Genomic DNA, 19,453 nt, shown 5'->3' with positions numbered 1-19,453 from the left:
GCACGAATTACTCAGCTATTTTTTTAAACAAAACGCAGGCGTTGTGTCCGCCAAAACCAAAAGTATTGCTCATTGCAACATTTACTTCTCTTTTCTGAGCTTTATTTAAAGTCAGATTAAGTGATGGATCAATATTTTCGTCAACTACATTATGGTTGATTGTTGGAGGTACAATACCGTGTTTCATGGCTAAAATAGAAGCAATTGCTTCAATAGCTCCAGCAGCACCAAGTAAGTGTCCTGTCATCGATTTTGTAGAGTTGATGTTGATTGTTTTGGCATGTTCTCCAAAAACAGCACTGATGGCTTTAAGTTCTGCAACGTCTCCAAGAGGAGTAGAAGTACCGTGAGTGTTGATGTGGTCAACTTGCTCAGGGCTCATTCCGGCATCTCTTAAAGTGTTTTCCATTACTGCAATTACACCAATTCCTTCTGGATGAGGTGCGGTTAAGTGATATGCATCAGACGACATACCTCCACCGCCAATTTCGCAGTAGATTTTAGCGCCTCTAGCTTTTGCATGCTCATAATCTTCAAGAACTAATGCTCCGGCTCCTTCTCCTAAAACGAAACCGTCTCTGGTTGCATCAAAAGGTCTTGAAGCTGTTTCTGGGCTTTCGTTTCTAGTAGATAAAGCGTGCATAGAGCTAAAACCACCCATACCTGCAATTGTAACAGCAGCTTCAGAACCGCCCGATACAATTACATCACACATACCTAAACGAATGTAATTGAAAGCGTCAATCAATGCATTTGCAGAAGATGCGCAAGCAGAAACCGTAGTATAATTTGGACCCATATAGCCGTTACGCATCGAAATGTGCGCTGGTGCAATATCGGCAATCATTTTAGGGATAAAGAAAGGATTGAACTTTGGAGTTCCGTCTCCTTTTGCATAATATAATACTTCTTCTTGGAAAGTTTCTAAACCTCCAATTCCTGCTCCCCAGATAACACCAACTCTTTGTTTGTTTACATTATCATTTGTAATTCCGGCATCTTTAATAGCCTCATCACTTGCAGCAATTGCATATTGAGCGAATTTATCAAGTCTGCGGGATTCCTTACGATCCATATAATCTTCAATATTGAAGTTTTTTACTTCGCAGGCAAATTTCGTTTTATGCTTCTCTGTATCATAATATGTGATAGGAGCGGCTCCGCTAACTCCATTCACAAGTGCATCCCAATATTCCTGGATATTATTCCCGATAGGAGTAAGTGCACCTAATCCTGTTACAACAACTCGCCTTAATGCCATAAATATGTGTTTTGTATCTTTAAACAAATAAAACCCATGCTTTCTTAACTTTATTGTTACTTAAGAGCCATGGGCATTACAATATAAATATATCTTTTATTGATTGAAAATCAATCGAAATTTAAATTTTAAAAAAATAATAACACCCGATCCTTAAAAATTTCAAATTTCAAAAATCAAATTCCAACCTGGAATTTGGAATTTCAAAAATTGGTATTTTTAGAAATCGGGTGCGGTATTATTATTTTTTTGCTTCCTCGATATAAGAAATAGCTTGACCAACAGTAGCAATGTTTTCTGCTTGATCGTCTGGAATTTGAATGTCAAATTCTTTTTCGAATTCCATAATAAGCTCAACAGTGTCTAATGAGTCAGCTCCCAAATCATTAGTGAAGCTTGCTTCTGTTACAACTTCGTTTTCGTCAACACCTAATTTGTCTACGATAATCGCTTTTACTCTTGATGCAATGTCTGACATAATCTTTAATTTTAGAATTTAATTTGTTGGCAAAAATAAAAAACTTTATTTTAAAACAACTATTTAGTTTATAAATGTGACACTAATTTATAAAATTAATTTCAAGAAAGGTCTTTCAAAGCTATTTATTTTCGATTTTTATTCCGTTTTTTGCACTCTCAAAATTAATTTGATTATGAAAAAAATTGTTGTTTTTGCCTCAGGTTCAGGTACTAATGCAGAGAACATTGTAAAATATTTTTCGAATACTGAAATAGCAAAGGTTGTTTCAATTTTTACAAATAATGCTTCAGCAAAAGTTATCGACAGAGCGAAAAATCATCAAATTCCAGTCCAAATCTTCTCAAAAACCGAGCTTTTGGACGGAAATGTTTTACAAAAAATACAAAAAATCGACCCGGATTTGATTGTGCTGGCTGGTTTTTTACTTAAGTTTCCGGAAAATATAATCGAGAAGTATCCGCACAAAATTATTAATATCCATCCTGCGCTTTTACCTAATTATGGTGGCAAAGGAATGTATGGAATACATATTCATAGAGCTGTCGTGAATAACAAGGAGAAAGAAACGGGAATCTCTATTCATTATGTAAATGAAAATTATGACGAAGGCGCTATTGTCTTTCAAGCAAACGTCGCATTAACAGATGAAGATACGGCTGAAACGGTAGCAGAAAAGATTCATGAATTGGAGCAAAAGCACTTTCCTGAAATCATTCATAGATTATTAGGAGAATAAAATCAAATTCAAAAATAAATTTTAGATCAATCTGAAGTCTAAAATCTGAAATCTAAAATTAAATGGATCACGAAGTACATATATATACAGACGGCGCGGCAAAGGGTAATCCGGGAAATGGTGGTTACGGCGTTGTAATGGAGTTGGTAGGAACGCCTTACAAAAAGGAGTTTTACGAAGGTTTTCGCTTGACAACCAATAATAGAATGGAGCTTCTGGCGGTAATTGTGGGTTTGGAAAAGCTTAAAAACCCGAACATGAAAGTTTTGGTTATTTCGGATTCGAAATACGTTGTTGATTCTGTTGAAAAAAAATGGGTTTTCGGCTGGGAGAAAAAAAGCTATAAGGATAAAAAAAATCCAGACTTGTGGAAACGATTTTTGATTGCTTATCGAAAACACCAAGTAAACTTTAAATGGGTCAAAGGTCACAACAATCATCCGCAGAACGAACGCTGCGACCAGCTTGCTGTTATGGCATCTGTGCAGCCTAAGCTTTCGGTAGATGTTTATTATGAAACCATTGGTTCTAAAGAATAAAAAAATAACGTATCAGAGCTAATCTGGTACGTTATTCAAATTCCTTCGCTTGTTTTTTTGTTATTCCTTGTCTAAGTCTTTTGCAGTTCTAAATCCGGCCAATAATCCAACTCCGGCCATTATGAAAATGATTGAAGGGTAAACCGCATCATCTTCTAAAGATGTATAAGTGGTGATTAACAATGCCAGAAATATTCCAACGCCACTTCCTATTAATAAGAAAGCTAAGTTTACTACAAAGATTTTCCAGGCTGGAACGCTATTGTTTCTTCCTTTCAAGAAAATGCTGGCATCGACACCTTTTTCTATAAGAGCTAAACGCTCTCTATTTCTTGTTGAGTAAATTAAGTAAACAATCCCGAAGATCATTAGAAAAAGGCTAAGTGGTACTAAAACTTGTGGTCCCATGATTTTTATGTTTTTAATTGATTGATATGCCTATATGACGAATGTTTTTAAAACGAGGTTACAGCTTTTGGAAAAAAATCTCAAAAAATAAAATCAAAATTCCAAAACTTGCTGATTATGAGTTAATTTTGAGTGCGTTTTTCTACATTTCCAACTTTATCAAAGCTTTAGCCAATCCAGCATTGGAATTTGGACTCGAGCGATGGCGAACAGGCGAAGCAATTTTAAAAAATCGGAATTTATTTTTTAAAATTCTTGTAACCTAAATAAGAAAACTGTCGTCCTATGTAATATGAGTGCAATAAATGACCAACATTATATCGATAAAATCTTGCAGGGAGAAACCAATGCGTTTGCCGTGCTGGTTGATCGTTATAAAGATATGATTTTTACGCTTGCGCTGAAAATGGTTAAAAATAGAGAAGAGGCCGAAGAAACCGCACAGGATACTTTTGTGAAGGTTTACAAGTCGCTGAGTAAGTTTAAAGGAGATTCAAAGTTTTCGACATGGATTTATAAAATTGCATATAATACCTGTCTGGATCGTTTAAAGAAAAATAAAAAAGAAGACGCTAATATTTCTATCGATGAGTTTTCTCCAAATCTGGTAAAAACCATGGATGATGCTTTGAGTCTTTTAGAGGAAAATGAAAGAAAGAAAACCATTCAGAATTGTTTAAATTTGCTGTCTGCTGATGAAAACGTTCTGCTGACGTTGTTTTATTTTGACGACCAAAGTCTTGAGGAAATTAGCAAAATCATGAATATTTCGGCAAATAATGCCAAAGTAAAATTGTTTAGAAGCCGTCAGAAGCTGGCGGTTGTTTTGAGAGCGAAGTTGCAACCTGAAATAATTGAATGTTATGAAAGAGACCGATAAAAATTTAGAAAGCCTTATTCAGAAAATTATGGCTGATCAGAAACCAGAATCGCCTTCATTGGATTTTACTGCGAAACTCATGTCTGAGATTTTAGTTCTGGAAGAGAAAAAGGCTTCAGTTTACAAGCCGTTAATCTCGAAATCGGCTTGGTTTGTTCTGTTTGCTGCTCTATTGGGCTTGGTGACGTATGTTTCTTTGTTTTCAGGAACCGATACTGATATGGGGCTAGGTAAGCAGTATGTAGATAAGATTTATGATTCGTTTTCGACTATACATTTCTCTAAAAATGTGTTTTATTCGATTTTGGTGGTGCCGATTATGATTTTGATTCAAGTCGGCTTGCTTAAGAATTACTTCGATAAGAAATATCAAATTTAAAATTGTAACGGCTTTAGGGTATAAAAAAAAGACTATCATGAAAATGATAGTCTTTTTTTTAAAGCTCCCCCTTTGGGCTCGAACCAACCCCGAAAGCTTTCGGGGCTCAGATTTGACAGTCGGATTTGTATCTAGTGAGTAGTTTGTCTATTATTTCGGGATGTTTAAGTAGGTTTTCAATATATATTTTGCTCTTCATGTTTTTGATATGTTGTTCTATAGAGAGAGCTTGAGTTTTGTTGTCGCAATAGAAATTAAGAACCAAAGTCCAATCGCTTGCATTTGCGGTAAATTTGTTAGGAGCGGCATTCTTATGAAATTCAAATCCCAAATCTAAATTGGTTGTGTAGCCAATATAATAACGATTTAGTTTTTTAGAATTTAGAATATATATTATATGGCTCATGATATTATAAAATTAAAAATGCCGCTTATTAGTGTAGAGTGGTATTTGTGTATTCCATAATAAAAAAACGAGCAGATGGTGGGTTTTGCAGTTCTGATTTTAACAGGCAATATGCCGCAAAAAAAAATACCACTTGAATAAGTGGTATTTTCTTAAGCTCCCCCTCTTGGGCTCGAACCAAGGACCCTCTGATTAACAGTCAGATGCTCTAACCAACTGAGCTAAGGAGGAATCACCTAAAAGGTAATAATATGTTTGCTAAAAAGTTGCTCCCCCTCTTGGGCTCGAACCAAGGACCCTCTGATTAACAGTCAGATGCTCTAACCAACTGAGCTAAGGAGGAAGTTGCTGTTCTTTTTAGCGAGTGCAAATATAATTGTTTTTTTAGTTTCTCAAAAATATTTTAACTCTTTTTATTGATTTTTTTTTCTACTTCGTAATTGCCTTATAAATATCGTTTCCGTTAGCAAATATAAGCAGTGTTATAAGTAGTACAATACCAATCATTTGGGCGTTTTCAAGGAATTTATCGCTTGGTTTTTTGCCACTGATCATTTCATATAGTAAAAACATTACATGTCCACCATCAAGTGCCGGAATTGGCAATAAATTCATAACACCAAGCATAATTGACAATAAAGCTGTAATTGTCCAGAAAGCTTCCCAACTCCAAGTTGGAGGGAAAATTCCAAAAATGGCACCAAATCCGCCGACTTGCTTGTAGGCTTTTGTTTGCGGATTGAAAATCATTTTTAACTGTTTTCCGTAGTTTACCAATTGATTTTTTCCTTTTTCTAGGCCAACCGGAATCGATTCAAGGAAACTATATTGTTTGGTGCTTATTTTGTAATACCCAAGCTTTTCTAAGGTTTTCAAATCAACACTTCCTGTCTCAATAACCAGTTTTCCATTTTTGTTAACTTTTAGGTTGACTGGAGTTTGTTTCAAATCACGCAAAACAACAGCAGGAAGAGTTTTTCCTTTATTGTTTTTCAGTATTGTCATGACCTGATCGTAGTATTTAGTTTCTTGCCCGTTTATGCTCACCATAATATCTTTCGGTTTCAAATCTTTATTTGCCGATTCTGCAGGAATATCTTTAACTGCAAAAGGTATACGCATTCTCAACAAAAGCCCTTTTTCAGTTTTAGACAACTGATCAACAAAGTCTGTTGGAGGAGTAATGGTGATTTGTTTTCCATTTCGTTCAATAAGAATCTTTTTAGACATGATAATGTTCATGTTCAAATCGCCGTCAATATTTTCTACTTTTTTATCATCAATAGAAATTAATTTATCTCCGGTTCTAAAACCAGCCTTAATCATTGCAGGATTTTCAACCAGAAGACCATCTTTCAAGTCAGTATTAGCAATATAAGTATCGCCATAAACAAATGCCATTCCGATATAGATAATAAAAGCTAGAATAAAGTTTACGGTAACACCACCAAGCATAATAATCAAACGTTGCCAAGCTGGTTTAGTACGAAATTCCCAAGGCTGAGGAGGCAGAGCCATTTGTTCCTTGTCCATACTTTCGTCAATCATTCCAGAAATTTTCACATAACCACCAAGCGGCAGCCATCCGATACCGTATTCTGTTTCTCCGATTTTCTTTTTGAAAAGAGAATATTTAACATCAAAAAACAAATAAAATTTTTCGACTCTAGTTTTAAACAATTTAGCAGGGATAAAATGCCCTAATTCATGAAGAATAATAAGTAAAGATAAACTCAATAGAAATTGAGAGAGTTTGATAACTATATCCATTTTTTATTTTTAGTTCGTATTTAACGCACAAAAGTAGCGTTTTATAATTTAATTTAAGACCGCAAGATAATGTTTAAGATTTTAAATGTTTGTTAATAATTGCTCATACTTTTAATAAATCAAATAATGTTTATTTATTAGTAACATATTCGATTATTATGTTACAAATAGCTTAAGGATGCATTTGTAAAATGATTTAACAGACTTCGACTTCATTATTTGAAGATTAGAACAAACATTAAATGAAAAAACATTGAAAACAATTTTACATTATTTGTTTCTTGTTCGGTTTAGGAAATTAGTCGCTAAAGATGATATTTTGGCTGTATTTCTTATTATACTGCTATATTTTGTCAGCGCATTTTTGATTTATCTAAATTTTGAACCATTACGTAATTATGTTCCTTTTCTTTTTCTAGAAATAGTCGTTTATCATTTGCAAAGGTCGGATTTGGAGCTTTTAAAAATGAAAAGAAATTACAAACTAATCCTATTTACAGAATACCTTATTTATTCTTTTCCATTTTATTTGGTGCTTTTAGTAAAAAGCGAATTTGTATTTATTGGGGCAATTATGTTGTTTAAAATAGTTTTAATCAGTTTGCCCAAATTCAATCTAAAAATAATTAAATATCCTTTTAATACCTTTAATATTTACTGGCATATTTCTTTTAGAAAATACAAGCTGGTTTATATACTTCCGTTATTGATTATCGTCATTTTTATGGCAGTAAAAAGCGACAATGTAAATCTTTTGTATGCGGTTTTTATAGCTTTATCTTTTATAGCTTGCGTTCCGTCTTTTGAAAGAGAAACAATAGCAGAAATAAAACAGAATCCTTTCGATGCCGAAAAATATTTGAGGTTTCAATTTAAAAATTCAATTATAAATACCTTTTATTTAGTGCTTCCTATTGCGGTAACAATTTGTTTTTTATTCCAATGGGAAAAATTGATATTCTTGATTTTTGTATTCATTGCGCCAATTATTAATCTATTGTTTAAATATATCTATTTCAATAATAGTTTGCTACAACAGATTTTCTTTGTCATTTTTATAACAGGAAGTCTCGTTTTATTTGGAGTGCCATTTTTAGCAACACCATTTATCTATAAAAAAGCGATTAAAACCTTAAACATACTCAAAACATGCTGAAAATTACCATTGATCAAAAAAAGTATAAAGACAAATCAATATTAGAAAATATTAATATTGTTATTAATCAGCCAGGAATTTACGGTGTTATTGGTAAAAATGGTCAAGGCAAAACAACACTCTTTAAGTGTATTCTGGGTTTAGAGAATTTTAATGGAAACTGTTTTGTCAATGAGGAGAAAGTAATTTTACAAAATGCAGGCTGGGTTCCAACTGAGCCTCCAATTTATGGGGAACTCACTGCGAACGAATTTTATGATTTTTATGCTCATCTATTAGATGTAAAAACAAAAAATAACAATCAAATATTTGAAGTTCCTAGTAATCAGTTAATACGTGAGTTTTCTACTGGGATGAAAAAGAAAACCTATCTCAATGCTGTTTTTCAAAAAGAATTCCCAATTTATATTTTAGACGAACCTTTTAATGGACTTGATTTAGAATCTAATTATTTATTAATGAATTACATTAGGGAAATTTCTAAGACGAGTGTCGTTTTTATTTCTTCTCATATATTGGAAATTCTGTACAAAGACTGCGATAAGATTTTTCTTTTGAAAGATAGAAATGTTCATGAATTTCAGAAAAATCAATTTTCAGAAATAGAAGGGAAACTTTTTAAGCATCAAAGCAACAAACATTTGATTTAAATGTTTGTTAATTAATAAACATTTAAATATCTCGTTTTAACAAGATACTGTAACTTTACTTTTTAAACATTACCTTATTTAATAGGTAGTATAAAACCATTAAAAGTTATAAGTATGGCTTCACAATTATTTTCTCCTTTAACGATAAAAAATATTACCTTAAAAAATAGAATTGCAATCTCTCCAATGTGTCAATATTCTGCCGAAGATGGTTTTGCAAACAATTGGCATTTGGTGCATTTAGGAAGCCGTGCCACAGGAGGCGCGGGTCTAATTATTCAGGAAGCGACAGCGGTTTCTCCAGAAGCCAGAATTTCTCCTTCGGATCTTGGAATTTGGAAAGACGAGCATATTGAAAAGTTAAAAGAAATTAACGAATTTATTGTTTCTCAAAATTCGATTCCCGGAATTCAATTGGCTCATGCTGGACGAAAAGCTAGTGTTTCGGCTCCGTGGCTGGGCAATAAAAAATTAGATTTCGCTCAAGGCGGATGGCAGACGGTTGCACCAAGTGCGATTCCGTATCATGATAACGAACCTTTTCTTCCTGAAGCTTTAGATAAAAACGGAATTCAAAAAGTCATTTCAGATTTTAAATCGGCAACCATAAGAGTGGTCGAAGCAGGATATCAGGTTTTAGAAATTCATGCGGCACACGGTTATTTGTTACACCAATTTTTATCACCTTTAACGAATGTTAGAACAGACGAATACGGCGGAAGTTTTGAAAACCGAATTCGTTTTACTTTAGAAATTGTAGAAGCTGTACAATCAGAATGGCCTTCAGATTTGCCATTAATTGTTCGAATTTCAGCAACCGATTGGGCAGAAAATGGTTGGAATCCAGAAGAATCTGTTCAGCTTTCTAAAATATTAAAAGAAAAAGGAGTAGATTTAATCGATGTTTCGTCAGGCGGATTGGTTTCTCATCAAAAAATAACATTGGGTCCAGGTTATCAGGTTCCTTTTGCAGAAAAAGTAAAGCAAGAAGCTGCAATTGCAACAGGTGCTGTCGGATTAATTACAGAAGCCAGACAAGCAGAAGAAATTTTAAAAAACAATCAAGCCGATTTAATTTTATTCGCAAGAGAATCATTAAGAAACCCAAATCTGCCTTTTGATTTTGCCAAAGAACTAAGCAGCGATATTGAATGGCCAAAACAATACGAAAGAGCTAAACTTTAAAAATAAAACATTTAATGTTTTTGTTTTTTACCATTAAGAAATTAAGAAAATTAAGTTAAGGCTCAAGATTATTGAGCTAAATGTTCTTTGACAAAGAAAAAACTTAATTATCTTAATACCTTAATGGTTAGAAAAAAGAAACTTTACTGTAAAAACATATTGAAATGCAAAAGATAAAAACAGCATTATTATCATACGGAATGTCGGGGAAAGTTTTTCACGCTCCATTTTTAGATATTCACAAAGGATTTGAATTATTAGGTTCTTGGGAAAGAAGTAAAAAATTAATTCAGGAAGATTATCCATACGTAAAAAGTTATGCCACTCTGGACGAACTTTTGGCAGACGATGTCGATTTGGTAATTGTGAACACGCCAGTTGGAACACATTACGAATATGCAAAAAAAATACTTTTAGCAGGAAAACATGCGGTTGTTGAAAAAGCGTTCACTACAACTGTTGCGGAAGCAAAAGAACTGGCAAAAATTGCAAAAGACAAAGGAGTGAAATTAGCCGTTTTTCAAAACAGAAGATGGGACAGTGATTTCAAAACCGTTAAAAAAATTATAGATGACGGCGTTTTGGGAGATTTAGTGGAAGCCGAATTTCATTTTGACAGATACAATCCGTTGTTGAGTCCAAAAGCGCATAAAGAAACGGCAAATGATGGCGCAGGAGTTCTAAAAGATTTAGGCCCGCATATTATCGATCAGGCAGTGAGCTTATTTGGCTGTCCAAAATCGGTGTTTGGAGATATTCGCGTAACAAGAGAAAATTCTGTTGTAGACGATTGGATTGATTTGACCTTGTTTTATGCTAATTTCAGAGTCAGAATAAAAGCAGGATTTTTTGTTAGAGAAGCCAATCCGGCTTATACACTTCACGGAAAAAAAGGATCGTTTTTAAAACCTCGCGGAGACGTTCAGGAAGACGATTTAAAAGTAGGTAAAAAACCGAATTTAGATTCTTGGGGTACAGAAGATGAAAGTCTGCAGGGACTTTTACATACCGAAATAGATGGGAAAATTGTGAGAGAAAAAGTGCCAACACTTCAAGGTAATTATTTCAGTTTTTTTGACGGTGTTTACGATTCTATTGCAAACCATAAACCAGAACCTGTTACCGCAGATGAGGGCGTAAAAGTAATGCAGATTATAGAAGCTGCAATTGCAAGTAACGCGCAGCAAAAGGTAATCAGCATATCATAAAAAAGGGAACTGTCTCAAAATGACAGTTTTTTTAAGCTTCGAAGAAGCGCAATATTTATAGATAACGTTATCATTCCGTAGGAATGTTTCATCGGTAGAAAAAAATAATTCCCATCGGATTTACGTTCCGTAGGAACGTTTAATATGTCGGAATGTAGAAATTGATGTCAAAAATCAAACGTTCCTACGGAACGTAAAATTAATGATAACAATAATATTTTTCTACCTATTATATGTTCCAACGGAACAATTGATTGAATAAAAAAGAAGCTGTGTTAATTTTGATACAGCTTCTTTTCTTGTTTCAAATTAAAAAATGAAACAAATTATAATTCTACTAAAGCCGAAAAATTGTAATTTTAATAAGAAGATTTCAATTACAAACCGTCAAAATTTATAAACATATAACGTTGTAAATTGCGCTGATTTTATGTAACAATGCACTTTACCAAGCGTTTTTAGTATTTTTGACAATATCCAATAAAAATTCAATATGCTGATAAACTTTAATCCATTAGCGCTTTTTCAAACCAAAGGGAAAATCAAGAAAGTATTTAGAGAAGCAAAAGCCTCCTATTTAAACCGAGTTCGATTTGCCGTTGGGATGTTTTATTTCGGAATGGGATTAAGTTTTGCAACTTGGGCGAGTAGAATTCCAGATATTAAAACAGCCTTGCATTTAACCGAAGGTGATTTAGGATCTATACTTTTTGCGCTTCCGGTTGGGCAATTGGCTATTATGCCTTTTTCAGGAAAAATGGTAACCAAGTTTGGAAGTCATCGTATTTTGATTTTCTCTCTTATAATGTATGTTTTCTGTCTTATTAATTTAGGTTTGGCAACTACATCTTTACAATTGTCATTAGGGCTATTTTTGTTTGGTATTTTCGGAAATCTTGCCAATATTGCTGTAAACACACAAGGTGTTTATACCGAAGTTTTATTCAAAAAAACAATCATGTCATCCTTTCACGGAATGTGGAGTTTTGCAGGATTCACAGGCGCATTGGTTGGATTGGGAATGCTGGCTTTAAAATTAAATCCGTTGCATCATTTTATAATTGTTGCAATCGTAGTTTTGATTATGGTGGCGTTTAATTTCAAATTTTTGGTAAGAGCCAAAGAAAAAAAGAAAGCCAAAGAGGAAGGAAAAAAACTCTTTGTAAAACCAGATTCGGCTTTGCTTTGGCTGGGAGTAATTGGATTTTGCAGTATGGCCAGCGAAGGTGTTATGTTTGACTGGAGTGGTGTTTACTTTAAAGATATTGTAAAAGCACCAGGACCTTTGGTAGTTTTAGGTTATACTTCTTTTATGATTATGATGGCCAGCGGAAGATTTCTTGGCGACGGATTAATCAATAAATTTGGACGCGAACGTGTCATGCAGATTAGCGGTGTTATGATTTCGGCTGGACTTTTTACAGCTGTTTTTCTTCCTTATATTATTCCATGTACAATCGCTTTTATGTTTGTCGGTTTAGGAGTTGCGACTATAGTTCCTACTGTCTATAGTATTGCAGGTAAAAATCCAACAGTTCCGCCGGGAGAAGCTTTAACGATTGTTTCGAGTGTAAGTTTCCTTGGTTTCTTAATGGGGCCACCGGTAATTGGACATATCGCACAAAGTTTTGGACTTCAGTTCTCTTTTGCTTTTATCGGAATTTTTGGTGTTTTAATTGCTTTTATGGTTTCTAAAATTAGAACAACGGTTTAATTTCACTAGAAAGGTATTTTTATTAAAATTTATAAAATCCCAAATAAATTTGTAAGAATTTATTTGGGATTAATTATTTTGTTTATATTTGAATAATAAGCGTCTTGCTTAACATTAAATTTTTTCCAAAAGCCAATTTTATCTTTTGAATATAGGATGATGTCCTAAACTAATTTTCAAAGTAAATTGGATTTTTTGATGGAAAAAAAATACGTAATCTTCCTTATTTTATTGAGTTTTAATCTTGTTGCAGCACAGCAGGAAATAACGGTTACAGGAATTGTAATCGATGCCCGAACGCAAAATCCGTTGGAAAACGTTGTGGTTACGATACAGAACACGGCCGTAATGCAGCTTACTTCAAAATCAGGAAAATTTGAGCTTCACATATTTCCAACAAAGGAACAATTGCTTTTGTTGAGAAGCCAAGGTTACAAAGACTCCCTTTTAAAACTACAGTACACTTCAGGACAAAATATCAATCTTGGAATCTTACAATTAGAAGATACTTATTCAGATGAAGTTCCTGCCGCACTGATTACTTTGTCAGACAATGATTTGTCAGATGATAACAGTTCTTCTGAAATGACATCGGGATTATTGCAGTCTTCAAGAGATGCTTTCATGCAGGCATCGGCTTTTAATTGGGGACAAGCCAGATTTAGAGTTCGTGGTTTAGACAGCGAAAATGCTACGACAATGCTTAACGGCATGACGATGAATAAAATCTACGATGGCAGGCCACAATGGAACAATTGGGGCGGGCTGAATAATGTACTTCGAAATCAGGAATTTTCAGTTGGAACGACAGCGTCCAGTTATACTTTTGGCGGAATTTTAGGCACACAACAAATTTCAACAAGAGCTTCTATGTATCGAAAAGGAAATTCGTTAACCTTTTCTGGAAGCAATGCAGCTTATACTTGGCGTGGAATTGCAACAGAGGCTTCTGGAATGAATCCTTCTGGCTGGGCGTATGTAATTTCGGCAGGAAAACGATGGGCTGAAGAAGGTTATTCTGAAGGAACCAATTTCGATGCAGATTCCTTTTTTCTTAGTGTCGAAAAGAAATTAAACAGTAAACATTCTCTAAATTTCACAGGATTTTATACACCAAATTCTCGTGGAAAAAATTCTCCAAATACAGATGAAGTTACCGACTTAATGGGTGAAAAGTATAATTCGTACTGGGGATTTCAGAATAATAAAAAGAGAAATGCGAGAGTAAAAACAGTCGAAGAACCTTTGTTTATATTGAATCATTATTTTAAAATTAATGAGAAAACAAATCTGAATTCTGCGGTTATGTATCAGTTTGGAAAAGTTGGAAACAGCAATATTGATTATCAGAATGCCGATAGTCCAGATCCGGTTTATTACAGAAAAATGCCAAGTTATTTCAGTTCGCTCTACGCAAAAGACCATGGCGAATTTTCGGGAGATTTTACGCCAGATTATGAAAATGCAGCCAAAAGTAAAGTCACATTTTTAGAAAACTCTCAGATTGATTGGAATGCAATGTATCTCGCCAATCAAAAACCGACAGCTAACGGTTATGAACCTTCAAAAAGCCATTATGTTTTATATGAAGACCGAACAGACAACAAGACTTTCGCAATCAATTCAAACTTAAATTCACAGCTTTCTTCCAATATTTCATTTGATGGCGGATTCACTTTTCGAAAACTAAAATCGCATAATTTTCAGTATTTATTGGATCTTCTTGGCGGAGAATATTTTGATGATATTGATCCGTTTTACAAAGGAAATCTATCACAATCCGATTTGCTCCATCCAGACAGAAAGGTTCAAAAAGGAGATATTTATGGCTATAATTATAATTTCTTAGCCAATACTTTAGACGTTTTTACGCAATTTAAGTTTACTTATAACAAGACAGAATTTTATTTGGCACAATCGTATTCGATGTCAAATTATCAAAGAGAAGGATTGTATCAAAACGGACTTTATCCAACGACTTCTTTAGGAAAAAGTGAGAACGTAAATTTTGAAAATTTTGGTTTTAAAGGCGGATTCACTTATAAAATTTCAGGAAAGCAATTGTTGTTTTTTAACGCTGCACATTTGACAAGAGCACCTTCGCTTCGCAATACTTTTTCCAATTCAAGATTAAACAATTCAGTTGTTGATGGAATTGAAAGCGAAACTATTTCCAGTGCCGATGCCAATTATGTCTTTCGTACTCCAAAACTAAAATTACGTGCAACAGCATATTACACTTTAATTAAAAACAGCTCCAAAACTTCTTTTTTTTATGCTGAAGGAATTTTTGATGATGGTGCAGGTTATGATGCTACAGATGCTTTCGTAAGTCAGACTTTAACACATTTGGACAAGAAAAATATAGGAGCAGAATTGAGTTTTGAATATCAGCTTTCTTCAACAATAAAAACCACTTTAGCCGCCGCTTTTGGAAATTACATTTACAGTAGTAATCCAAACGTAACGATTACAAATGATGCAAATGCAGCAATAGAGGGAAAACAGAAAACGTTTGATTTTGGACAGGCTTATCTCAAAAATTATAAACAGCCAGGAATGCCACAGCAGACTTGTGCTATTGCGGTAGAATATCGTAACCCGAAGTTTTGGTGGATTGGTGCCAATGTTAATTATTTGACCGAAAGTTATATTGATGTTTCGCCTATTTCGAGAACATCCCAATTCTATATAAATCCCGCAAATGGTTTTCCTTTTCCCGAAGCAACTTCTGAAAGAGGAAACGAGCTCTTGAAACAAGAACGATTTAATCCTATAACATTATTAAATATTAATGGTGGCAAATCCTGGCGCATCCAAAAAAAATATATCGGACTTTTTGCCAGTGTCAATAATGTCCTGAATACAATTTATAAAACCGGTGGATTTGAACAGGCAAGAAATGCCAATTTTAGAGCCTTAAATCAAGATGTTTCCAGCGGAACTCCCTCTTTTGGGCCAAGATATTATTATGGTTATGGACGAACTTATTTTTTAAACCTCACAATTGGTTTGTAAATCAAAATTTATGGTCATGAAACACACATTTTTAAAAATATTTTTTGGTATTGCATTAGTGGTAATCAGTAGTTGTACTAATGAAACAGAAGTACCAGAATTAAACTGTACACAGCCAGATTTAACGGTAAATAAAACCGTAGAAAAAGTCTATGAACTTTCAGCAAATACAGCCAAACAATATTTGTATGATGATATAATTGAGGCTTATGTAGTTTCGAGTGATGAAGAGGGGAATTTTTTCAAAACAATTTACCTGCAGACAAAAGCAACAGAAAAAATCCCATCAATAGGATTCAGTGTTCCCGTTGATGCATCCAATACTTATATTGATTATAGGCTTGGCAATAAGGTTTATGTGAAGCTAAAAAACCAGTTTACAGATTTGTATTATGGAGGATTAAGAATTGGCAGTTTATATGTGAGTAACGCAGGAGATCCGACAATTGGAAGAATTTCTCAGAATGAATATAAAAATGTATTAAATGCTTCGTGTACTATAATCGACGAAAGTGTATTGGTTGAGTCATTTTCTATAGAAGAAGCGCTCAATGATAGTAAATTAAACACTTTAATAGAACTGAATGATGTGGAGTTTACAGAAGCAGCATTGGGGCGTCATTATTTTGAAGAATCTAATAATGTCGGCGGTTCTACAAATTGGAATTTAAGAGACAAAACGGGAAACCAAATTATTTTGAGAACGAGTAGTTATGCAAAATTTGCAACTCATTTTGTACCTGAAGGAAGTGGAAAAGTTAGAGGAATTCTAACAAAATTTGGATCTGATTATCAGTTTATGATTCGATCTGAAAATGATATTGAGATGAATGGAAAGCGTAACACACCTTTTTTTGCAGAAGATTTTCAGTCGGTTAAAAACAATGTCAATTTTGCTCTTCCAGGCTGGAGCAATATTGTAGAAAAAGCAACCAAATTATGGAAAAGCATGGTGTATTCCGGAAACGGTTATGCTGAATTTAATACCACAAGCACAACGGCTGCCGAAAATGTTGCTTGGCTGATTACTCCAAAAATAAATTTAACTGGTTATAAGAATGCGGTTTTATCTTTTAGAAGCGCACAACATGATTTAAAAGTAGATTCGCCTTTAAATACATTGGAAGTTTATGTTTCAACCAATTTTGACGGCGCAAGTGTGACCAAAGCCAAATGGACAAAACTCGAAGCCAAAGTTCCGTCTCTTTCAACTCCTTCACGCGAGTTTATGAGTTCTGGAGGAATTGACCTTTCTGCCTATTCAGGAAACATTCATATCGGATTTAAGTACATCGGCTCTGGAAAAGACAAGACTTTAAATGGTGCTTTTATGGTTGATGATGTGAAGATTTTTGGAGAGAAGTGAGTTTTTATACATGAAGATTAAAAAGAATTTTGAAATTTTAAGATAAAAATAAAACATAAAACATAAAACATGGGATTATTTGATAAAATCAGAAGTGAATTCATAGATATTATTGAGTTCATAGACAACAGTAACAATACAATTGTAACAAGATTTGAACGATTTCAAAATGAAATTAAAAATGAAGCGAAGCTGATTGTACGTGAAGGACAACAAGCAATTTTTGTAAACGAGGGCGTAATTGCGGATATTTTTAGTCCCGGAACTTATACCTTAAATACGCAAAACCTGCCGATTTTAACCACACTAAAAGGATGGAAATATGGATTTAACAGTCCATTTAAAGCAGAGGTTTATTTTGTAAATACCCGTAATTTTTTAGATCAAAAATGGGGAACAAAAAACGCAGTAACATTAAATGATATTCGGTTTGGTATGCTGGAACTTCGTGCTTTTGGAACTTATGCGTTTAAGATTATAGATTCGGGTCAATTTCTAAAAGAAGTTGTAGGTACAAATGGGCAGTTTACAACCGAAGATATTACGGAGCAGTTAAAAAGTATAATTGTTACACGTTTTTCAGATGCAATTGGCGAAGCTAATTTGCCCGTGGAGAGTTATGCTTCTAACTTAAATGAGCTATCAATGGCTATTTTTAGTTATATGCAAGATGATTTTTCGGTATATGGAATGGAAGTCACGAAATTTTTACTCGAAAATGTATCGATGCCTGATGAAATCAAAAAAGAAATATTTGAATTAAGTAGATTAAATAGTGTTGACATCAATAAATTAACGCAATACAAAACGGCAAAAGCTATAGAAGTGGCAGCAGGTAATCCTTCAGGTATCGCAGGTGCGGGTATTGGTATGGGAGCTGGAATTGCAATGGGTAATGCAATGACGCAAAATTATACACAATCGCAACAAGGAACTCCACCTTCATTGCCAACAGAGACAACTTATTATGTTGCTTTGAATGGTCAGCAATCTGGACCGTTTAATAAAAATCAAATTGAGGAGATGCTAAAAACAGGACAATTTCTAAAAGATACTTTAGTCTGGTGTCAGGGAATGTCAGAGTGGAAAAAGGCCGAAGAAGTTATTGATCTTCAAAATATTTTCATGCAAAATCCGCCTCCATTGCCAAATAATTAATAGACAATGAACTCAGTCGAAGTAAAAGAGACACAGTTAAGTACTTTAAATTGTAGTAATTGTGGAGCAAAACTTAAATATAAACCGGGAAGTATAAGTTTAGTATGCGAATATTGTAATACAAAAAATGATATTGAGCTGGAACAGACAATAATTGAGGAACTTGATTTTAATGATTATCTCGAAAAATCAGAATTAGAAAACCTAGAGACAGAAAAAATAATACAATGTAAAAGCTGTGGTTCTGTTTCATCTGTTGATGAAAGTTTGAAGTCATTACATTGTCCGTATTGCAGTAGTCCGCTTTTAGAAGATGACATTCAGGATGAAAGGTTTATAAAACCAAGTTATCTGCTTCCTTTTAATTTAGATAATCAAAAAGTATGCAATGTACTTTCTAGATGGATTGATAATCTCTGGTGGGCTCCAGACAATTTAAAGAAAACGGCACTTTCGCCCATAGGTTTACGAGGCGTATATGTTCCGTACTGGGCTTTTGATTTGGAGGCTTTTTCAGAGTATAAAGGTGAAAAAGGGGTATTTAATGTCTCAACGATCAAACTAGGTAAAAATAAAATACCAATTATAGAAACCAATTGGGATGATATAGAAGGAACTGTTTTTGTCATGTTTGATGATGTATTGAGCCCCGCTTCTGGTAATATTGATGTCAATTCGTTAGCCAAGCTATTTCCATGGGATATGGATGCATTAGTTAAAATGAATGATAATTATTTGGCAGGTTTTGTAACTGAAAAATATAAAGTCAAATTAAGTGAGGGTTTTCAGAATGTAAAAGGAACAATTGATGCTAAAATCAACAATGAAATTTGCAAAAAAATAGGTGGTGATCGACAGCGTGTAAATTCGTTAAAAACAAGATTTAATGATATTAAATTCAAACATATTTTACTGCCGGTTTACGTGAGTACATATCGATATAATAACAATATATATCATTTTTATGTAAACGGAAGAACAGGAAAAATAATTGGAGAGAGGCCTTACAGTAATTTTAAAATTATCTTGGCAGTTGTATTTGTTTTATTGGTGTTAACAATTATTATCATACTTTAGCCGCAAATGTGCTTCGTAGTTGATGATGTGAAGATTTTTGGGGAGAAGTAAAATATTAAAG

The 19,453-nt window shown here is 33.8% G+C and carries 18 protein-coding genes and 2 tRNA genes; 13 read left to right on the top strand and 7 right to left on the bottom strand.

Going from position 1 to position 19,453, the window contains the following annotated elements; translation table 11 throughout:
* Positions 1-7: 7 nt before the first annotated feature.
* Both fabF and ACFFLS_RS17000 read right to left on the bottom strand, forming a co-directional pair.
* Positions 8-1,261, bottom strand: coding sequence for a beta-ketoacyl-ACP synthase II (fabF, locus tag ACFFLS_RS17005; protein WP_379689544.1), 1,254 nt, complete (start codon positions 1,259-1,261; stop codon positions 8-10).
* Between the two features lie 241 nt (positions 1,262-1,502).
* Entirely contained in the window at positions 1,503-1,739 is a 237-nt protein-coding gene (locus ACFFLS_RS17000; protein ID WP_007137004.1) for an acyl carrier protein, read from the bottom strand.
* 175 nt (positions 1,740-1,914) lie between these two features.
* Here ACFFLS_RS17000 and purN point away from each other — a divergent pair, with 175 nt between their 5' ends.
* Together purN and rnhA are read left to right on the top strand one after the other, a co-directional pair.
* Complete coding sequence (purN, locus tag ACFFLS_RS16995; RefSeq protein WP_379684317.1) at positions 1,915-2,478, top strand: phosphoribosylglycinamide formyltransferase; 564 nt, start codon at positions 1,915-1,917, stop codon at positions 2,476-2,478.
* Between the two features lie 62 nt (positions 2,479-2,540).
* Positions 2,541-3,017, top strand: a complete 477-nt coding sequence (gene rnhA, locus ACFFLS_RS16990) for a ribonuclease HI (RefSeq protein WP_379684319.1) — start codon at positions 2,541-2,543, stop codon at positions 3,015-3,017.
* Positions 3,018-3,077: 60 nt separating this feature from the next.
* On the opposite strand, the gene ACFFLS_RS16985 is transcribed toward rnhA, so the two are convergent.
* Positions 3,078-3,425: a DUF6249 domain-containing protein gene (locus ACFFLS_RS16985; protein ID WP_379684320.1), complete on the bottom strand. Its 348-nt coding sequence runs from the start codon at positions 3,423-3,425 to the stop codon at positions 3,078-3,080.
* Between the two features lie 292 nt (positions 3,426-3,717).
* Here ACFFLS_RS16985 and ACFFLS_RS16980 point away from each other — a divergent pair, with 292 nt between their 5' ends.
* Together ACFFLS_RS16980 and ACFFLS_RS16975 are read left to right on the top strand one after the other, a co-directional pair.
* Positions 3,718-4,305, top strand: a complete 588-nt coding sequence (locus ACFFLS_RS16980; RefSeq protein ID WP_379684321.1) for an RNA polymerase sigma factor — start codon at positions 3,718-3,720, stop codon at positions 4,303-4,305.
* On the top strand, positions 4,289-4,684 hold the full coding sequence (locus ACFFLS_RS16975; RefSeq protein WP_379684322.1) for a hypothetical protein: 396 nt from the start codon (positions 4,289-4,291) through the stop codon (positions 4,682-4,684). Before ACFFLS_RS16980 ends, ACFFLS_RS16975 begins: the two co-directional genes overlap by 17 nt.
* 106 nt (positions 4,685-4,790) lie before the next feature.
* Here the strand turns inward: ACFFLS_RS16975 and ACFFLS_RS16970 are convergent, their stop codons facing one another.
* The 4 genes from ACFFLS_RS16970 to rseP all read right to left on the bottom strand — a co-directional run bounded on the left by ACFFLS_RS16970 (position 4,791) and on the right by rseP (position 6,860).
* Positions 4,791-5,090, bottom strand: a complete 300-nt coding sequence (locus ACFFLS_RS16970) for a GIY-YIG nuclease family protein (protein ID WP_379684323.1) — start codon at positions 5,088-5,090, stop codon at positions 4,791-4,793.
* A 157-nt stretch (positions 5,091-5,247) separates the two neighbouring features.
* Positions 5,248-5,321, bottom strand: a tRNA-Asn gene (locus tag ACFFLS_RS16965).
* A 38-nt stretch (positions 5,322-5,359) separates the two neighbouring features.
* Positions 5,360-5,433: transfer RNA gene (locus tag ACFFLS_RS16960), tRNA-Asn, on the bottom strand.
* A gap of 86 nt (positions 5,434-5,519) precedes the next feature.
* Entirely contained in the window at positions 5,520-6,860 is a 1,341-nt protein-coding gene (rseP, locus tag ACFFLS_RS16955) for an RIP metalloprotease RseP (protein WP_379684324.1), read from the bottom strand.
* A 466-nt stretch (positions 6,861-7,326) separates the two neighbouring features.
* Between rseP and ACFFLS_RS16950 the strand changes: the two genes are divergently transcribed.
* The 9 genes from ACFFLS_RS16950 (at position 7,327) to ACFFLS_RS16910 (ending at position 19,392) form a co-directional block, all read left to right on the top strand.
* Positions 7,327-8,016: a hypothetical protein gene (locus ACFFLS_RS16950; protein WP_379684325.1), complete on the top strand. Its 690-nt coding sequence runs from the start codon at positions 7,327-7,329 to the stop codon at positions 8,014-8,016.
* Positions 8,010-8,666, top strand: a complete 657-nt coding sequence (locus tag ACFFLS_RS16945; RefSeq protein ID WP_379684327.1) for an ATP-binding cassette domain-containing protein — start codon at positions 8,010-8,012, stop codon at positions 8,664-8,666. The genes ACFFLS_RS16950 and ACFFLS_RS16945 overlap by 7 nt, the downstream gene beginning before the upstream one ends.
* 114 nt (positions 8,667-8,780) lie before the next feature.
* On the top strand, positions 8,781-9,851 hold the full coding sequence (gene namA, locus ACFFLS_RS16940) for an NADPH dehydrogenase NamA (RefSeq protein ID WP_379684328.1): 1,071 nt from the start codon (positions 8,781-8,783) through the stop codon (positions 9,849-9,851).
* A gap of 164 nt (positions 9,852-10,015) precedes the next feature.
* Entirely contained in the window at positions 10,016-11,059 is a 1,044-nt protein-coding gene (locus ACFFLS_RS16935; RefSeq protein ID WP_379684329.1) for a Gfo/Idh/MocA family oxidoreductase, read from the top strand.
* A gap of 493 nt (positions 11,060-11,552) precedes the next feature.
* Positions 11,553-12,773: an MFS transporter gene (locus tag ACFFLS_RS16930; protein WP_379684330.1), complete on the top strand. Its 1,221-nt coding sequence runs from the start codon at positions 11,553-11,555 to the stop codon at positions 12,771-12,773.
* Positions 12,774-12,971: 198 nt separating this feature from the next.
* Entirely contained in the window at positions 12,972-15,791 is a 2,820-nt protein-coding gene (locus ACFFLS_RS16925; protein ID WP_379684331.1) for a carboxypeptidase-like regulatory domain-containing protein, read from the top strand.
* Positions 15,792-15,807: 16 nt separating this feature from the next.
* Positions 15,808-17,157: a DUF5689 domain-containing protein gene (locus tag ACFFLS_RS16920; protein ID WP_379684332.1), complete on the top strand. Its 1,350-nt coding sequence runs from the start codon at positions 15,808-15,810 to the stop codon at positions 17,155-17,157.
* Positions 17,158-17,226: 69 nt separating this feature from the next.
* On the top strand, positions 17,227-18,315 hold the full coding sequence (locus ACFFLS_RS16915; RefSeq protein ID WP_379684333.1) for an SPFH domain-containing protein: 1,089 nt from the start codon (positions 17,227-17,229) through the stop codon (positions 18,313-18,315).
* A gap of 6 nt (positions 18,316-18,321) precedes the next feature.
* Positions 18,322-19,392: a TFIIB-type zinc ribbon-containing protein gene (locus ACFFLS_RS16910; RefSeq protein ID WP_379684334.1), complete on the top strand. Its 1,071-nt coding sequence runs from the start codon at positions 18,322-18,324 to the stop codon at positions 19,390-19,392.
* Positions 19,393-19,453: the final 61 nt, after the last annotated feature.

This window comes from Flavobacterium procerum, assembly GCF_042431625.1.
In the GTDB taxonomy this organism is placed as follows: Bacteria; Bacteroidota; Bacteroidia; order Flavobacteriales; family Flavobacteriaceae; genus Flavobacterium; species Flavobacterium procerum.
The sequence above is the reverse complement of the archived record's forward strand: the minus strand, read 5'-3'. Positions and strand labels throughout refer to the sequence as shown.

What these genes read in the sequence shown, in the direction of transcription:
- fabF (WP_379689544.1), bottom strand. Translation starts at nt 1,261, where the DNA reads ATGGCATTAAGGCGAGTTGTTGTAACAGGATTAGGTGCACTTACTCCT.
- ACFFLS_RS17000 (WP_007137004.1), bottom strand. Translation starts at nt 1,739, where the DNA reads ATGTCAGACATTGCATCAAGAGTAAAAGCGATTATCGTAGACAAATTA.
- purN (WP_379684317.1), top strand. Translation starts at nt 1,915, where the DNA reads ATGAAAAAAATTGTTGTTTTTGCCTCAGGTTCAGGTACTAATGCAGAG.
- rnhA (WP_379684319.1), top strand. Translation starts at nt 2,541, where the DNA reads ATGGATCACGAAGTACATATATATACAGACGGCGCGGCAAAGGGTAAT.
- ACFFLS_RS16985 (WP_379684320.1), bottom strand. Translation starts at nt 3,425, where the DNA reads ATGGGACCACAAGTTTTAGTACCACTTAGCCTTTTTCTAATGATCTTC.
- ACFFLS_RS16980 (WP_379684321.1), top strand. Translation starts at nt 3,718, where the DNA reads ATGAGTGCAATAAATGACCAACATTATATCGATAAAATCTTGCAGGGA.
- ACFFLS_RS16975 (WP_379684322.1), top strand. Translation starts at nt 4,289, where the DNA reads ATGAAAGAGACCGATAAAAATTTAGAAAGCCTTATTCAGAAAATTATG.
- ACFFLS_RS16970 (WP_379684323.1), bottom strand. Translation starts at nt 5,090, where the DNA reads ATGAGCCATATAATATATATTCTAAATTCTAAAAAACTAAATCGTTAT.
- rseP (WP_379684324.1), bottom strand. Translation starts at nt 6,860, where the DNA reads ATGGATATAGTTATCAAACTCTCTCAATTTCTATTGAGTTTATCTTTA.
- ACFFLS_RS16950 (WP_379684325.1), top strand. Translation starts at nt 7,327, where the DNA reads ATGAAAAGAAATTACAAACTAATCCTATTTACAGAATACCTTATTTAT.
- ACFFLS_RS16945 (WP_379684327.1), top strand. Translation starts at nt 8,010, where the DNA reads ATGCTGAAAATTACCATTGATCAAAAAAAGTATAAAGACAAATCAATA.
- namA (WP_379684328.1), top strand. Translation starts at nt 8,781, where the DNA reads ATGGCTTCACAATTATTTTCTCCTTTAACGATAAAAAATATTACCTTA.
- ACFFLS_RS16935 (WP_379684329.1), top strand. Translation starts at nt 10,016, where the DNA reads ATGCAAAAGATAAAAACAGCATTATTATCATACGGAATGTCGGGGAAA.
- ACFFLS_RS16930 (WP_379684330.1), top strand. Translation starts at nt 11,553, where the DNA reads ATGCTGATAAACTTTAATCCATTAGCGCTTTTTCAAACCAAAGGGAAA.
- ACFFLS_RS16925 (WP_379684331.1), top strand. Translation starts at nt 12,972, where the DNA reads ATGGAAAAAAAATACGTAATCTTCCTTATTTTATTGAGTTTTAATCTT.
- ACFFLS_RS16920 (WP_379684332.1), top strand. Translation starts at nt 15,808, where the DNA reads ATGAAACACACATTTTTAAAAATATTTTTTGGTATTGCATTAGTGGTA.
- ACFFLS_RS16915 (WP_379684333.1), top strand. Translation starts at nt 17,227, where the DNA reads ATGGGATTATTTGATAAAATCAGAAGTGAATTCATAGATATTATTGAG.
- ACFFLS_RS16910 (WP_379684334.1), top strand. Translation starts at nt 18,322, where the DNA reads ATGAACTCAGTCGAAGTAAAAGAGACACAGTTAAGTACTTTAAATTGT.